Source organism: Serratia sp. OS31, from assembly GCF_014164835.1.
Classification (GTDB): Bacteria; Pseudomonadota; Gammaproteobacteria; order Enterobacterales; family Enterobacteriaceae; genus Serratia; species Serratia liquefaciens_A.
The window spans coordinates 54,545-70,662 of sequence record NZ_JACJFQ010000021.1; the positions used below are offsets into that span (position 1 = coordinate 54,545).

Consider the following 16,118-nt stretch of genomic DNA (forward strand, 5'->3'; position numbering starts at 1 on the left):
CTGCTTTCGGGCCATCAATCCCTTCGGTACGGCAGGGCGCCGCACCGAAAAGAGAACTGATTAATGCTCGAACATCGCAGAAATTGACTCTTCGTTGCTGATACGGCGGATGGCTTCAGCCAGCATGCCAGACAGCGTCAGAGTACGTACGTTTTTCAGTGCTTTGATTTCTGGAGACAGCGGAATGGTGTCGCAGACAATCACTTCATCAATTACCGAGTTGCGGATGTTTTCCACGGCGTTACCGGAGAAGATCGGGTGCGTCGCGTAGGCAAATACGCGCTTGGCACCGCGTTCTTTCAACGCTTCAGCCGCTTTACATAAGGTACCGCCGGTATCGATCATATCGTCAACCAGCACACAGTCACGGCCTGCTACGTCACCAATGATGTGCATCACCTGAGAAACGTTCGCGCGCGGGCGGCGTTTATCGATGATAGCCATATCGGTATCGTTCAGCAGTTTGGCGATAGCGCGGGCGCGCACTACGCCGCCGATGTCTGGGGAAACCACGATTGGGTTCTCCAGATTCTGTTGCAGCATGTCTTCCAGCAGGATCGGGCTACCGAACACGTTATCTACCGGAACATCGAAGAAGCCTTGGATCTGTTCAGCGTGCAGATCCACCGTCAAAACGCGGTCAACCCCTACACTGGAGAGGAAATCGGCTACAACTTTGGCCGTGATTGGCACACGAGCAGAACGCACGCGGCGATCCTGGCGGGCATAACCGAAGTAAGGGATAACAGCAGTAATACGACCTGCGGAGGCGCGACGCAGGGCATCTACCATAACGACCAGTTCCATCAGGTTGTCGTTGGTAGGGGCACAGGTGGACTGGATGATGAAAATATCACCGCCGCGTACATTTTCGTTGATTTGCACGCTCACTTCGCCGTCGCTAAAACGACCTACAGCGGCGTCACCAAGGCTGGTGTACAAACGGTTGGCAATACGTTGTGCTAGTTCCGGGGTGGCGTTACCAGCAAAAAGCTTCATATCAGGCACGAGAAGAACCTCAGGCATGCGTCCAGAGAAGATATTGTCATTCGGCCTTCGCTAAGGGGCAGTTAGCGACGCCGGCGCAATATCATACGGGTGTGTAAAAAAACAACGTGAAACCGAAGCGGCGCAGGGATTACAGGGCCAGGTGTGAATGACCCTGCGCAGCGAAACGAGAACTACGGTTTCATCTGCCCGGAACGGATGCGATGTAGTGGAGAGACGTTAACGCCACGCGCTACAAAACCACGTATCCACTCCGGGGCTTGATTTAACACCTGACGGGCGGCGGTTTCTGTGTCGAATTCAGCAAACACACAAGCACCTGTGCCAGTCAGGCGTGACGGCGCGTATTCTAACAGCCAAGAAACAAGCTGTTCAACCTCGCGAAAACGTTTTCTTGCTATAGGTTCGCAATCATTTGCGTAAGTTGCCTGTAACAGCACACTTAACGGACGAACCGGGGTGTCTCTTTTTAATTCCGCATCGCCGAAAATCGCCGGGGTAGGGATGCTGACCCCCGGATGCGCCACCAGATACCATTTTTCCTGCGGGTTGGCCGGCTGCAAACGTTCACCGATGCCTTCGGCGAACGCCGCATGGCCACGCACGAAGACAGGGACGTCGGCACCGAGCGCCAGCCCCATTTCAGCAAGCTGGTCGTCGCTCAAACCGCAGCGCCACAGTTCATTCAGCGCAACCAGTACCGTAGCGGCGTTGGAGGAGCCACCGCCCAGCCCGCCGCCCATCGGCAGCCGCTTTTCGATGCTGATGTCGGCGCCGCGTGGCGCGGTATCCAGCCCATGGCGATCGCAATACTGTTGCAGCAGACGTGCGGCGCGGACAATAAGGTTTTCTTCATCCGGCACGCCCGCCACCGGGGTCAGCAGGTGAATACGGTCATCCTGTCGCACATCGATGGTCAGCGTGTCGCCGTAATCCAGAAACTGAAACAGCGTCTGCAACAGGTGATAGCCGTCTTCACGTTGGCCGGTAATGTATAAAAACAAATTTAGTTTAGCTGGCGATGGCCACTGACGGATCATTTGAGCGTCCAATTATCCATTTTCAGTTTGATGCGCTGGTCACCCTGTTTCAGCTCCAGTCGGCTTGGCAACTGCGGTTGCAGGCTGTTGTTGTAGTCCTGGTAGTCGACGGTCCAGGTCTGGCCGCCTTGCTGGTAGGTCAGCGAGTTCAGGCGATACTGATCATCCAGCTTGAAGTCGTTGGCTTCCCCCGGCAGGCCGAGCATCCATTGGCGCAGGTTATCCAGCGGGATTGCCATACCGGTCAGTTTGCGGATCATCTCTTCGGCATTGTCGCTGACATAGCGCTTGCCCTGATTGTCGGTCAACTGCACCACATTTTTCTGCACGTTGAGATCAAGCTCGGTGCTGCCAAGCGGGTTGGTCAGCAGCAGGCGGTAGCGATCCGACGAATACTGCTGCCAGAAGAAGCGCGCGTAGACTTTTTTCTGATCTGACAGGTAAGCGAAAGAGCCCCGGGTCTGGTACTGCTCAAGCTGCTGCACCGCTTGCTCATGGGCGCGCCATTGCGGTGATGTCGGGCTGGTGGCCGGGCCGCTGGGTTTGGTGGTGGTACAGGCAGCCAGCACCAGGCTGGCCAGCGGGATCAGGCGTAGCAAACTAACTTTGCGGATTGGCATAACTTTCTCTTGTCCTTTTGTCCTTACGGGCACGCACAGCGAGACCTTGGTATCAGCGTTTACGCTAGCGGGGCAGCGCCGGCGCGTCAATTTTTTGCTGCATCGCGTTGAATCTGCCCGGCTTTGTCACCGCCGTTGGCTCGGGGTTATGCGCTGCGTTTGCAGATAAGATTAACACAATCGCCCAACCCTGCCGCTGCGGGCATAAGAATATCTCTTCGGCCGGTCTGAAGGCCGTTGGCCTTTAGTTGAGGTTGCCATCGGTATGCTGCAAAAGTTTATCGCCGGGGAGAAGGGAAGGTCATGAAGCTGTCAGTACGGATCGTTATTTCGCTGCTATGCATCGCGGGCGCGGCATTTTTTTATCTTCAGGCGAAGCATGTTTTTTGTCAGCAGGTCTCTTTTCTTTTGGATCCCACCTTTCGTTGCGGCACTTTAGGTTGGTAAACGCCGGATATTTGATCGTCGCCTGGCGGCTTAGGGGTTATCGTTATTGCTGAATACCGTGCGGAATATCGCATACTGCACTAAAATTCAGTATGTTATGTCGTCGAATCATACGTCATCTCGCTGTATTTATTAGTGATTTATCGATTGATGCTGACTATTTCAGCGATTGAACGGAAGATGCGGTTGTTACTTTTATTGAGCCCGCGCATCAAGTAGAATGCCGTTCAACGAGAACCCGTACCAAAAGAAGTATTACTCGAAGCAATGACCCTGCTGGCGTTAGGTATAAATCACAAAACCGCTCCGGTTTCTCTGCGTGAAAGGGTGACCTTCTCCCCAGAGTCTATCGAACAGGCGCTTACCAGCTTGCTCCAACAACCGTTGGTGCAGGGCGGTGTCGTGTTGTCTACCTGTAACCGCACCGAACTTTATCTTAGCGTGGAACAACAGGAACATATTCATGAACAGCTGGTTGCCTGGCTGTGTGAGTACCACCATCTGCGCCCGGAAGAAGTGAGCAAAAGCCTGTATTGGCACCATGGCAACGACGCCGTCAGCCATCTGATGCGCGTAGCCAGCGGGCTGGATTCGCTGGTGTTGGGTGAACCGCAGATCCTCGGCCAGGTGAAAAAAGCCTTTGCCGAATCGCAACGCGGCCAGTCGCTTTCCGGTGAGCTTGAACGCCTGTTCCAGAAATCCTTCTCTGTCGCCAAACGCGTGCGTACCGAAACTGAAATCGGCGCCAGCGCGGTGTCTGTGGCCTTTGCCGCCTGTACGTTGGCGCGCCAAATCTTCGAGTCTCTTGCCGAATTGAACGTGCTGCTGGTGGGCGCGGGTGAAACCATTGAACTGGTGGCGCGTCATCTGCGCGAGCACAAGGTACGGCATATGATTATTGCCAACCGTACCCGCGAACGTGCGCAACTGCTGGCGGACGAAGTCGGCGCGGAAGTGATCACACTGCCGGAAATAGACGAACGCCTTGCTGACGCCGATATCATCATCAGTTCTACCGCCAGCCCGCTGCCGATCATCGGTAAAGGGATGGTGGAGCGCGCGCTGAAAGCGCGTCGCAACCAGCCGATGCTGCTGGTGGATATCGCCGTACCGCGTGATATCGAACCGGAAGTGGGCAAGCTGGCCAACGCCTATCTGTACAGCGTGGACGATCTGCACGCGATCATTCAAAGCAACCTGGCGCAGCGCAAAGCCGCGGCGGTGCAGGCGGAAACGATCGTCCAGCAGGAAAGCACCAACTTTATGGCCTGGCTGCGCTCACAGGGCGCAGTGGAAACTATCCGCGACTACCGCTCGCAGGCCGATCAGATCCGTGCGGAAATGGAAGCCAAAGCCCTGGCCGCGATTGCGCAGGGCGCCGACGTGGAGCAGGTTATCCACGAGCTGGCCCATCGGCTGACCAATCGTCTTATTCATGCCCCTACCAAATCCCTCCAGCAGGCCGCCGGCGATGGCGACGTGGAGCGGTTGCAATTATTACGCGACAGCCTCGGGCTGGATCAGCATTAGTTTTCTCTTTTAACAGGGTTTAATACCACGCATGAAGCCTTCTATTGTTGCCAAACTGGAAGCGTTACAAGAGCGCCATGAAGAAGTGCAGGCGCTGCTCGGCGATGCCGGCGTTATTGCCGAGCAGGATCGGTTCCGCGCGCTGTCGCGCGAATATGCACAGTTGACCGATGTCAGCCGCTGTTTCCTGGAATGGCGTAAGGTGCAAGACGATCTGGCCACGGCAGAAATGATGCTGGATGACCCGGAAATGCGCGAAATGGCGCAGGAAGAGCTGAAAGACGCCAAGGCCGCTACGGAAGAACTGGAGCAGCAATTGCAACTGCTGCTGTTGCCGAAAGATCCGGATGATGAGCGCGATTGCTTCCTGGAAGTGCGCGCCGGTACCGGCGGCGACGAAGCGGCGATTTTCGCCGGCGATCTGTTCCGTATGTACAGCCGTTATGCGGAAACGCGTCGCTGGCGCGTCGAGATCATGAGCGCTAACGAAGGTGAACACGGCGGCTATAAAGAAGTGATTGCCAAGGTTTCTGGCGACGGCGTTTTCGGCCAACTGAAATTTGAATCTGGCGGTCACCGCGTGCAGCGCGTACCAGAAACCGAGTCGCAGGGGCGTATTCATACCTCTGCCTGTACTGTGGCAGTGATGCCGGCGGTGCCGGAAGCCGAACTGCCGGAGATCAACGCGGGCGATCTGAAAATTGACACCTTCCGCTCCTCAGGCGCAGGTGGGCAGCACGTTAACACCACTGACTCAGCGATCCGTATTACTCACTTGCCGACCGGCATCGTGGTGGAGTGTCAGGACGAGCGTTCGCAGCATAAAAACAAAGCCAAGGCGATGGCCGTGTTGGGCGCACGTATCCGTGCCGCAGAAATGGCCAAACGCCAGCAGGCGGAAGCTTCAACCCGTCGCAACCTGTTGGGTAGCGGCGATCGTTCAGACCGCAACCGCACCTACAACTTCCCGCAGGGCCGCGTGACCGACCACCGCATCAACCTGACGTTGTACCGTTTGGATGAGGTAATGGAAGGCAAACTCGACATGCTGATCCAGCCGATTGTGCAGGAATACCAGGCCGACCAGCTCGCTGCGCTGTCCGCTGAGCAGGAGTAATGGACTATCAATCCTGGCTGAAGGCGGCGGTTGTCCGCCTGACGCAGAGTGAAAGCGCCCGACGCGATGCGGAAATTCTGCTGGGGTTCGTGACCGGTCGGGCCAGAACTTTCCTGATGGCGTTTGGCGAAACCGAGCTGACGCCGCAAGAGCAGGAGCAGTTGGAGAGACTGCTGGCGCGCCGCGAACGCGGTGAGCCCGTGGCTTATCTGATCGGCGAGCGCGAATTTTGGTCGTTACCACTGTCGGTATCGCCCGCCACCCTGATCCCGCGTCCAGACACCGAATGCCTGGTGGAGTTGGCGCTGGAGCTTTTGCCCCCATCCCCTTGCACCCTTCTCGATCTCGGTACCGGTACCGGCGCCATCGCCCTGGCATTGGCCAGCGAACGCCCAGACTGTAAAGTGACCGGTGTGGATTTACAGCCGGAAGCGGTGGCGCTGGCACAGCACAATGCGCAGAAACTGTCGATCGGCAACGCGCATTTCCTTCAGGGCAGTTGGTTTGCCCCGCTGGCCGGAGAAACTTTCGCTCTGATCGCCAGCAACCCTCCTTATATCGACGCCGCTGACCCACATTTGGCACAGGGCGACGTACGTTTTGAGCCCAGCAGCGCACTGGTGGCGTCACAGCAGGGGCTGGCCGATTTGTCCGCTATCGTGCAGCAGGCGCCGCACCACCTGCAATCACAGGGTTGGCTCCTGCTTGAACACGGCTGGCAGCAGGGAGAAAGCGTACGCGCACTGCTGCAGGCCGCCGGTTTTATTTCGATCGATACCCGACGCGATTATGGTGGCAACGATCGCGTGACCTTTGGCCAATGGCCGCAGCAATAACTGAAAACCAACAATAACGAAGCACACAGCGATTCAATAAAAGGAAGCAATATGGCAGTCTACTCGGCGTTAAAACATCTGCATTTGTTGACGGTCACCATCAGTATTGTCTTGTTTGTATTGCGTTTCTTCTGGAAATGGCGCAATTCGGCTATGATGAACAAGCGTTGGGTGAAGATAACCCCGCATATAAATGATACGGTGTTGTTCGTCAGCGGCATTGCGCTGGTCGTGATGTTCAAGTTATATCCGTTGCTGGGTATGGACTCGTGGCTGACCGAGAAGCTGTTTGGCGTTATTATCTATATCCTGCTTGGCTACGTCGCATTGGGCAAGAAGACTAAAAACCAGAACCTGCGCACACTGGCGTTTGTGTTGGCCTTGGGCTGTTTGTACCTGATAATTAAACTTGCCACGACGAAAATACCCTTTCTGATGGGATACTTATGAGTAGTATTGCTGATTTTGAATTTAACACCTCGCTGCTGAGCGAGGGCGTGATCCTGGTATCGCAGTCCGTGCGGCGTGATTTCCCCGCCGCCGAGGTTGAACGTAAGCTGCAACAGCTGGTTGACGACGCGCGTGCGGCCGTGCCGCAGGATCTCAGCCAGGAACAGCAACTGGACGCACTCATTGAATTGTTCTTCAAAACCTGGGGTTTTGGCGGCGCCAGCGGCGTATATCGCCTGTCCGACGCTATTTGGCTCGACAAGGTGCTGGAAGGTCGTCAGGGCACGCCGGTTTCGCTCGGCACCATTTTCCTGCATATCGCCGCTCATCTGGATTTACCGCTGCTGCCGGTTATTTTCCCAACTCAACTGATCCTACGGGCAGACTGGCTGGATGAAGAAATGTGGTTGATCAATCCCTTGAACGGCGAGACGCTGAACGAACACCAGCTGGAAGTGTGGATCAAGGGTAACCTGGGTCTGGGCGCCGAGTTGGAAGACGACGATCTCGATGAGTCAGAAAACGTCATGGTGGTGCGTAAGATGTTGGATACGCTGAAAGCCGCCCTGATGGAAGAAAAACAGATGGAAATGGCGCTGCGCGCCAGCGAAACGGTGTTGTGCTTCGATCCGGAAGACCCTTACGAAATCCGTGACCGTGGGCTGATTTACGCCCAGTTGGAATGCAACCATATCGCGATTTCCGATCTTAACTATTTTGTCGAACAGTGTCCTGAGGATCCGGTCAGCGAAGTGATCAAGGTACAGATCCACTCGATTGAACCGAAACAGGTCACGCTGCATTAATTCATTTACTATGCCCCGAAAGCGACAGGCCAAGGCTTGAGGCACGACGGGTAACTTCAATAAAGGCGAAAGCATGAAACAGAAAGTGGTTAGCATTGGTGACATCGACGTAGCGAACGACCTGCCGTTTGTGCTGTTTGGCGGTATGAACGTGCTGGAATCGCGCGATCTGGCGATGCGCATCTGTGAACACTACGTCACCGTGACGCAAAAACTGGGCATCCCTTACGTTTTCAAAGCCTCTTTTGATAAAGCCAACCGTTCTTCTATCCATTCCTACCGTGGCCCTGGCCTGGAAGAGGGGATGAAGATCTTCGAAGAAATCAAAAAAACCTTCGGCGTGAAAATCATCACCGACGTTCACGAAGCATCACAGGCCCAGCCGGTGTCCGAAGTGGTTGACGTGATCCAACTGCCGGCATTCCTGGCGCGTCAGACCGATCTGGTGGAAGCGATGGCGAAAACCGGTGCGGTGATCAACGTCAAAAAGCCACAGTTCGTCAGCCCGGGCCAAATGGGCAATATCGTCGACAAGTTCAAGGAAGGCGGTAACGATCAGGTGATCCTGTGCGATCGCGGCAGCAACTTTGGTTACGATAACCTGGTGGTCGACATGCTGGGCATCAACGTCATGAAAAACGTGACGGGCGGCCACCCGGTGATCTTTGACGTGACCCATGCTCTGCAGACTCGCGATCCCTTTGGCGCAGCCTCTGGCGGCCGTCGTGCGCAGGTTGCCGAACTGGCGCGTGCCGGTATGGCGGTTGGCCTGGCAGGTCTGTTCATTGAAGCGCACCCGGAGCCAAACAGCGCCAAATGCGACGGCCCGTCCGCGCTGCCGCTGGACAAGCTGGAGCCGTTCCTGGTGCAGATGAAAGCCATCGACGATCTGGTGAAGAGCTTCCCGGAGCTGGATACCAGCAACTAAACATTTTCACAGCTGTTATTTGTCGGGGCGCAGCGTGCTGCGCCCGCTATGGTTTAAAGCCCGATTAGTCGGGCTTTTTGTTTTTCAGGCATCCAGCGCCGTCAGGGCTTCAGGCAGCGTCGCGTAGAAATGCAGTTTCCCCTCAATCGGCTGTATTCGTGCCCTTGCCAGCGTTTTCAACGGCTGGAAAGGCATGTCGGTGATGGCCAACTGCTTGCCGGCCGGCAGGGCTTCGATAAAGCGTTGCAAGGCATCCAGCCCACCGGCATCCAGCACCGGCACCGCATCCCACTGCAATACGATCACGTCATAACTTTCGCTGCGCACCAGCAGTTCGTTAAAAATACGCTCGGCGGCGGCGAAGAACAGCGGACCATTCACCCGCAGCACCAATCGGCCGTTGTCGGCACTTAGTTCGCTCAGGCGTGTCATGCGTGCAATGCGGCGCATAAACAGCAACGAGGCCAGGACAATGCCTACGGTAATGGCGATCACCATATCGAACAGCACCGTCAGCGACATGCACAGCAGCATCACCAGAATGTCGTCTTTCGGCGCTCGCCGCAGCAGATAAACCACCTTGTGCGCTTCGCTCATATTCCAGGCTACCATCAGCAGCAGCGACGCCATGGCTGCCAGCGGCAGCCAGGACAGCCACGGCGCCAGCACCAGCAGCGCCAACAACACCAGCAAGGCATGAATGATGGCGGAGATCGGCGAAGTGGCTCCGGCACGAACGTTGGCGGCAGAGCGTGCAATGGCCGCGGTGGCCGTAATGCCGCCGAAGAAAGGCGCAATGATATTGCCCGCGCCCTGGCCGATAAGTTCGGTATTGGAGTTGTGCTTCTTGCCGGTCATCCCGTCCAGCACCACCGCGCACAGCAGGGATTCTATCGCCCCGAGCATCGCCATGGAGAAGGCGGCCGGCAGCAGGGCGGACAGCGTTTGCCAGCTCAGCGCCATGGGCTTGCCGTCACCGGCCGGTAAATCCCACGGCAGCATCAGCTGCGGCAGTATCGGCGGAATGCCTTGCCCCTGAGAGCCATCGGCCAGCAGGTAGCTGAAGCGTGAACCAATGGTCGCGACCGGATGGTCAAACAGCGCCAGAATGCCCATCACCGCCGTCCCTGCCAGCAGCGCGGGCAAATGGCCCGGCACCCGCAGGCCGAGCTTAGGCCAGAATATCAGGATCAGCAGCGTGACGGCGCCAATCAGCGTATCGCCGAAGTCCAGCGTCGGCAGCGCCTGCAGCAGGGCGTAAACCTTGCCCACATAGTGTTCCGGCACCGCCGTCATTTGCAGGCCAAAAAAATCTTTCACCTGCATGGTAGCAATGGTGATGGCGATACCGGAGGTAAAGCCCAGCGTCACCGACAGGGGAATGTACTCAATCAAGCGGCCGAAACGCGCCAATCCCATAAGGACTAAAAACAGCCCGGAAAGCAGGGTGGCGATCAGCAGGCCCGAAAGGCCGAACTGCTGCGAAACCGGATAGAGGATCACCACAAACGCGGCGGTAGGGCCGGAGACGCTGTAGCGCGAGCCGCCGCTGATGGCGATGACAATCCCGGCAACCGCTGAGGTGTACAGCCCATATTGAGGGGGGACGCCACTGGCAATCGCCAGCGCCATCGCCAACGGAATGGCGATAATGCCGACGGTGACACCGGCGATGGCGTCTTTTAGCAGGCGTTGCAGGGAATAAGGATCTCGCCAACAGGCATCAATCAGCGCGCTGAACGGCCGAATGCCGTTAATTTCATGCGTTTTCATCTAAGGTGTAAACCAAGTCTATAAAAGAGAACGGAATGGCGGGCCGGATGCGGTCCGTCTCGAATAGCTGATAGACACCATACGCCTGTTGCAGCGGCGATTCCTAGATATACATCAATGCACTTCGGAAAATCAGACTTATACTCTTTCAGGAATTGGATAAATGACAAGGTACAGTCAGGCCGCGGGTCAGGCGGCCTGCGCAGAAAGAATAGGCCAGGTTATGCCGCTTAGTGAACCGCCGGTAAGGATAGTCCGAGAAAGTGCGCCAGGGTACCGACCAACAGATTGTGATCTTCCAACTGGGGTGAGCCGGAAATGCTGATGGTGCCGATGCAACCCACGCCACCAAGATTGATCGGGAAGGCACCGCCGTGTGCCGAGTAGTCGCGGACGCTCAGGCCGTATCGTTCTTCCAGGGAGGATTGCCGTTGCTGTAGGCGCAGGCCAATGGCGTAAGAACTCTTGTGGAAATGGTTAACCACATTACGTTTGCGTCGTACCCAATCGGCAATATCGGGCGTCGCTCCCGGCATGGCGTAGTAAAACAGCGTCTGCCCCGCGAGCTGGATCTCAATGGCGATAGACAAACGGCGCTGTTCGGCCGCGGACCTCAACGCAGATCCCAACTCCCAGGCGGTGTTATGGTCGAAATGGCTGAAGGTCAACGCGGCTTCCTGTTCGCTCAGCGCGTGCAAATCATCATCGATATTCATGGTTGTCCCCCTTGGTTGGTCGCAACAGATTATCCTGAACAGAATTTATGGGATAGATACCTTGGAAATAACATAGAACTGCTAATCTATTATAAATCTGAGTAATAATATGTACGTGCCGGAATGAATGAGACAGGGACCGACTCTCAAAATTCGTTGCCAACCCCCTGTAGATTCCGTGGAGCATACTGAATATTTATGACTTACGTTGCGTCAATTCCTGCCCTCTACAGCGACGCGTGCATTGTCTACGCCACACTGTCGGTCAGCTATTTCGCCCTTAGCAAGAACGCTCCCTTTTCCTATCAATCCGAACTGTGGAAACGCCTGGTTTTTGGTTTGCTGGCCGGTGTGGCCGTGCTTTACCTAAATCAGGATCGGTTGGAACTGAATGACAACGTGCATTTCAGTTTTGCCATGATCCCGATGATATTGGTGACTTTCTATGGCGGTGCCGTCAGTGGATTGGCGTGCTACCTGATGTCGCTGTCGTTAACTGGCGGTATCACCGTCGACAATCTGTTTATCGGTTCAATCATAGTGCCGTTGCTGCTTTCGCGCGTTTGGTTGAGAAAATCGAATCGGGTGTTCTATCTGACCATCTGCATCATTGCGCTCTACCGCATCGCGGTGGTGGGTTTTCTGGCGGATATGCGGGCGCTATGGATAGATGTGCTGCTGTATCAGGGGGTATCAGCGCTGTGTCTGGCCATTTGCTACCACGCGCTGAATTTTAAAGAGCGCCATATCCACGCCTATTTCGCGATGCGCGATAAGGCCAACACGGACAGCCTGACCCATATCAATAATCGCGCCAGCGTCGACTACAGGCTGATGCTGCAGCAGGCGGAGCGTCGCCCCTGCGGGCTGATGATCCTCGATCTGGACGATTTCAAACATATTAACGACACCTACGGCCATTTGGCGGGCGATCTGCTGCTGGCCCGCGTCGGGCAACTGTTGCAAAGCAGCGTGCGCAGTGAGGATTTCGTCGGCCGCTATGGCGGTGAGGAATTTATCGTGATCACCGCCAGCTACGACCCGACGGTGATTGGCGGTGTCGCGGAACGTATCCGCCGCAGCGTGGAGACGACGGTATTTCTGCTGGATGAGGATGTCGAGGCGCGCATCACCGTTTCTGTCGGCGCGTCGCTGTATCTGCCTGGGATGGCGCTGGGCAAGGCGATCGAGGTGACGGATGAAGCGTTGTATGAAGCCAAGCGCGGGGGAAAAAACCAGGTGGTTTGCAGCCGGCTGATGCAGTACTCCCCTTTGGGGGCCGGTTTTCGACACGAATAACCCCCCCCAGACAGATTCCGGAGGGGGCTAAGCGTCAGGCTGCCAGCGTATGTTCGCGGAACGCGGTCAGCAGTTCCTCGGTAAACTTCAGGCGTTTTTGGCGATCGGTCAGGTCCAGCATAAACTTCAGCTTGGTTGGCCCATCCAGGCGATAGATTTGCGGGTTGCTTTGCAGCAGGCCAATCAAATAGCCTGGATCGACCCGATTCTTCTCTCCAAACTCGATAAAACCGCCGCGCTCATTGCCTTCGATGCGTTTGATCCCCAGCTTCTGAGCATGTTGGCGCAGCGCCGCACTTTGCAGCAGGTTGCGCGCCGCATCCGGCAGCAGGCCGAAACGGTCGATCAGCTCCACCTTCAACTCTTCCAGCTCGGCGTCGTTTTTTGCGCTGGCGATGCGCTTGTAGAACGACAGGCGCGTGTTGACGTCCGGGATATAGTCATCCGGCAGCAGGGCAGGCATGCGCAGCTCCACTTCGGTCTGGTTGCTGGTGAGATCTTCCAGCGAAGGTTCGCGCCCGTGTTTGAGTGCATCCACCGCGCTTTCCAACAGTTCCATGTACAGCGAAAAGCCGACGGTAGTCATCTGGCCGCTCTGATCTTCACCCAGCAGCTCGCCCGCGCCGCGGATTTCCAGATCGTGGGTGGCCAGGGCAAAGCCGGCGCCCAGGTCTTCCAGTGACGCGATGGCCTCCAGACGTTTATGCGCGTCGGTGCTCATGGACTTCGGATTCGGCGTCAGCAAATAAGCATAGGCCTGATGGTGAGAACGCCCGACGCGACCGCGTAACTGGTGCAATTGCGCCAGCCCGAAACGATCGGCACGTTCGATGATAATGGTATTGGCGCTGGGAATATCGATACCGGTTTCGATAATGGTGGTACAGACCAGTACGTTAAAGCGCTGGTGATGGAAATCGTTCATCACCCGCTCCAAATCACGTTCGCGCATCTGGCCGTGACCAATGGCGATGCGTGCTTCCGGTACCAGTTCAGCCAGCTTCTGGGCCGCCTTCTCGATATTTTCCACGTCGTTATACAGATAATAAACCTGACCGCCGCGCAGTACTTCACGCAAGATCGCCTCGCGTACCACCAGGCTGTCGTACTCGCGCACGAAGGTCTTCACCGCCAAACGGCGCGCCGGTGGGGTGGCGATAATCGACAGGTCACGCATGCCGCTCATCGCCATATTCAACGTACGCGGGATTGGCGTTGCGGTGAGCGTCAGGATATCTACATCGGCGCGCATCGCCTTGATGCGCTCTTTGTGGCGAACGCCGAAGCGGTGTTCCTCATCGACGATCAGCAGCCCCAAATCTTTCCAGCGCAGATCGCTCTGCAACAGTTTGTGGGTCCCTATGATGATGTCTACCTTACCGTCCACGGCGTCGTCCATCACCTGTTGCTGCTCTTTGGCGCTGCGGAAACGCGACATCATCTCGATGCGGATCGGCCAGGTGGCGAAGCGGTCACGGAAGTTGTCGAAATGCTGCTGCGCCAGCAGGGTGGTTGGGACCAACACCGCCACCTGCTTGCCGTTTTCTACCGCCAGGAAGGCGGCGCGCATTGCCACTTCGGTTTTGCCGAAGCCGACATCGCCACAGACCAGACGATCCATGGCCAGAGGCTGGCACATGTCGCTCAGCACGGCGTTGATTGCCTGCTCCTGATCCGGGGTGGTTTCAAACGGGAAACTTTGGCAGAACAGCTGATACTGTTCACGGTTATGTTTAAAGGCAAAGCCGGTTTTGGCCGCGCGTTGGGCATAAATATCCAGCAGTTCCGCCGCCACGTCTCGTACCCGCTCTGCGGCTTTTTGCCGTGCGCGCGTCCAGGCGTCACCGCCCAACTTGTGCAGCGGGGCGTTTTCGTCCGCACCGCCGGCGTAGCGGCTGATCAGATGCAATGAAGAGACCGGCACGTAGAGTTTGTCTTCGCCGGCGTAGGACAGGATCAGGTATTCGGCCTTGATGCCGCCGGCTTCCAGCGTGGTCAGGCCAACGTAACGCCCGACGCCGTGCTCCAGGTGCACCACCGGCTGGCCAGGGTGCAGTTCTGCCAGGTTACGGATCAGCACATCGGTATTAATGGTGCGCCGGTTGTCCTGCCGACGACGGCTGACGCGCTCGCCGAGCAGATCGCTTTCGCAGATCAGCGCCCGGTTGCGCATGCCGTCGAGGAAGCCGCGTTCTGAGGCGCCGACCATCATGTAGCGACCGGCCGGCTCGGCCTGATCGAGATGCTGGATCAAGGCGGTGCCGAGCTTGATGTGGCCGAGCAAATCCTGCAGCGTTTCACGGCGGCCTTCGCTTTCCACCGAGAAAATGATGCTGCCGTCGAAGCTTTCAGTAAAACGACGCAGGTTGTCCAGCGGCGCTTTCTGCTGGGCTTGCACCGCCAGATCGGGCAGGGGGCGATAATCCAGATTGGTGTTGCCGGCTTTGGCGGGCAGCTCTTCGGTTTTCAGCGCCATGCGCGGCCAGGCTTTCAGCTCGCTAAACAGCTCGTCAACCCTCAGCCACAGGCTTGGCGGCGCCAGCAGTGGGCGCATAGGATCGACCCGGCGGCTCTCGTAGCGTTGGTTAACGTCCAGCCAGAAACGATCGGCTGCGCTCTCGAGATTGCCGGTATTGACGATCAGCGTGTTCTCCGGCAGGTAGCTGAACAGCGACGGCAGCGGTTGGCTGAAGAACAGCGGTTGCCAGTATTCGATACCGGCCGGCCAGGTGCCTTTACTGACCTGCTGATAGATATGTTCGGCGTCGCGGCGCACCTCGAACTGCTCACGCCATTGGCTGCGGAACAGTTCGATGGCGTTTTTGTCGGTCGGGAATTCATGGGCCGGCAGCAGGTTGATGGCTTCGACTTCATTCAGCGTCCGCTGGTTGTCGACATCAAAGGTGCGCAGGCTGTCGATTTCATCGTCGAAGAAATCGATACGGTAGGGCTCTTCACTGCCCATGGGGAACAGGTCGAGCAGCGCGCCGCGGGTGGCGAACTCACCGTGTTCCATCACCTGATCGACGCTGCGGTAGCCGGCCTGTTCCAGTTGGGCGCGAAGTTTGTCGCGTGACAGGCGCTGGCCTTTTTTCATCACCAGCGCGTGGCCGTGCAGGAACTCGTGCGGGCAAACGCGCTGCATTAAGGTATTGACCGGCAGAATGATTACGCCACGGGCCATGGTCGGCAGATGGTACAGGCTCGACAGGCGGGCAGAGATGATTTCCTGATGCGGCGAGAAGCTGTCGTAAGGCAGGGTCTCCCAGTCGGACAGCGTGGTCACCATCTGATCGGTAAACTGCTGAATTTCGTCGCGCAGCCGCAGGGCATTTTGCATGTCCGGGGCGATCAGCATCACCGGCCCGTTATGACGTTCGACGATCTCGGCGCACTCCACGGCGCAGGCCGAGCCGGTCAGCTGCCCCAACTGGCGCAAATCGCCCGCGCGTTCAGGCAGGGAATAACGGGAGGATGACGATGAAGAACGGTTAGGGTTATCGGAGGTGCTCATTAAGGTATCTTTAATCAATGTGTTAAATTTCGCC

The 16,118-nt window shown here is 56.8% G+C and carries 13 protein-coding genes; 7 read left to right on the forward strand and 6 right to left on the reverse strand.

The window, feature by feature from the left end; translation table 11 throughout:
• Positions 1–60: 60 nt before the first annotated feature.
• The 3 genes from prs to lolB form a co-directional block, all read right to left on the reverse strand.
• Complete coding sequence (gene prs / locus H5P17_RS17360) at positions 61–1,008, reverse strand: ribose-phosphate diphosphokinase (RefSeq protein WP_041414469.1); 948 nt, start codon at positions 1,006–1,008, stop codon at positions 61–63.
• Positions 1,009–1,181: 173 nt separating this feature from the next.
• Positions 1,182–2,048 (reverse strand): 4-(cytidine 5'-diphospho)-2-C-methyl-D-erythritol kinase, encoded by an 867-nt coding sequence (gene ispE / locus H5P17_RS17365; protein WP_182824271.1) that lies wholly within the window; start codon positions 2,046–2,048, stop codon positions 1,182–1,184.
• Complete coding sequence (gene lolB / locus H5P17_RS17370; protein WP_020826445.1) at positions 2,045–2,668, reverse strand: lipoprotein insertase outer membrane protein LolB; 624 nt, start codon at positions 2,666–2,668, stop codon at positions 2,045–2,047. Before lolB ends, ispE begins: the two co-directional genes overlap by 4 nt.
• Positions 2,669–3,382: 714 nt before the next feature.
• On the opposite strand from lolB, the gene hemA reads away from it, so the two are divergent.
• From hemA to kdsA, 6 genes are all read left to right on the forward strand, one after another.
• Positions 3,383–4,645: a glutamyl-tRNA reductase gene (hemA, locus tag H5P17_RS17375; protein ID WP_044549966.1), complete on the forward strand. Its 1,263-nt coding sequence runs from the start codon at positions 3,383–3,385 to the stop codon at positions 4,643–4,645.
• Positions 4,646–4,676: 31 nt separating this feature from the next.
• Positions 4,677–5,762 carry a peptide chain release factor 1 gene (gene prfA, locus H5P17_RS17380; RefSeq protein ID WP_044549967.1) on the forward strand — a complete coding sequence of 362 codons (1,086 nt, stop codon included), beginning with the start codon at positions 4,677–4,679 and terminating at the stop codon, positions 5,760–5,762.
• The gene (gene prmC, locus H5P17_RS17385; protein WP_182824273.1) at positions 5,762–6,598 is read left to right on the forward strand and encodes a peptide chain release factor N(5)-glutamine methyltransferase; all 837 of its coding nucleotides are present in this window, start codon (positions 5,762–5,764) and stop codon (positions 6,596–6,598) included. The genes prfA and prmC overlap by 1 nt, the downstream gene beginning before the upstream one ends.
• A 51-nt stretch (positions 6,599–6,649) precedes the next feature.
• On the forward strand, positions 6,650–7,048 hold the full coding sequence (locus H5P17_RS17390; protein ID WP_046373829.1) for a SirB2 family protein: 399 nt from the start codon (positions 6,650–6,652) through the stop codon (positions 7,046–7,048).
• Positions 7,045–7,854, forward strand: coding sequence for an invasion regulator SirB1 (gene sirB1 / locus H5P17_RS17395; RefSeq protein WP_044549970.1), 810 nt, complete (start codon positions 7,045–7,047; stop codon positions 7,852–7,854). Before H5P17_RS17390 ends, sirB1 begins: the two co-directional genes overlap by 4 nt.
• A 73-nt stretch (positions 7,855–7,927) precedes the next feature.
• Positions 7,928–8,782 carry a 3-deoxy-8-phosphooctulonate synthase gene (gene kdsA / locus H5P17_RS17400; RefSeq protein WP_020826450.1) on the forward strand — a complete coding sequence of 285 codons (855 nt, stop codon included), beginning with the start codon at positions 7,928–7,930 and terminating at the stop codon, positions 8,780–8,782.
• An 84-nt stretch (positions 8,783–8,866) separates the two neighbouring features.
• Here the strand turns inward: kdsA and dauA are convergent, their stop codons facing one another.
• Together dauA and H5P17_RS17410 are read right to left on the reverse strand one after the other, a co-directional pair.
• Complete coding sequence (gene dauA / locus H5P17_RS17405) at positions 8,867–10,555, reverse strand: C4-dicarboxylic acid transporter DauA (RefSeq protein ID WP_182824275.1); 1,689 nt, start codon at positions 10,553–10,555, stop codon at positions 8,867–8,869.
• Between the two features lie 230 nt (positions 10,556–10,785).
• Complete coding sequence (locus H5P17_RS17410) at positions 10,786–11,271, reverse strand: heme-degrading domain-containing protein (RefSeq protein WP_044549973.1); 486 nt, start codon at positions 11,269–11,271, stop codon at positions 10,786–10,788.
• 198 nt (positions 11,272–11,469) lie between these two features.
• Between H5P17_RS17410 and H5P17_RS17415 the strand changes: the two genes are divergently transcribed.
• On the forward strand, positions 11,470–12,570 hold the full coding sequence (locus H5P17_RS17415; protein ID WP_044549974.1) for a GGDEF domain-containing protein: 1,101 nt from the start codon (positions 11,470–11,472) through the stop codon (positions 12,568–12,570).
• Positions 12,571–12,604: 34 nt separating this feature from the next.
• On the opposite strand, the gene mfd is transcribed toward H5P17_RS17415, so the two are convergent.
• Positions 12,605–16,084 carry a transcription-repair coupling factor gene (gene mfd / locus H5P17_RS17420; protein ID WP_182824277.1) on the reverse strand — a complete coding sequence of 1,160 codons (3,480 nt, stop codon included), beginning with the start codon at positions 16,082–16,084 and terminating at the stop codon, positions 12,605–12,607.
• Positions 16,085–16,118 lie beyond the last annotated feature (34 nt).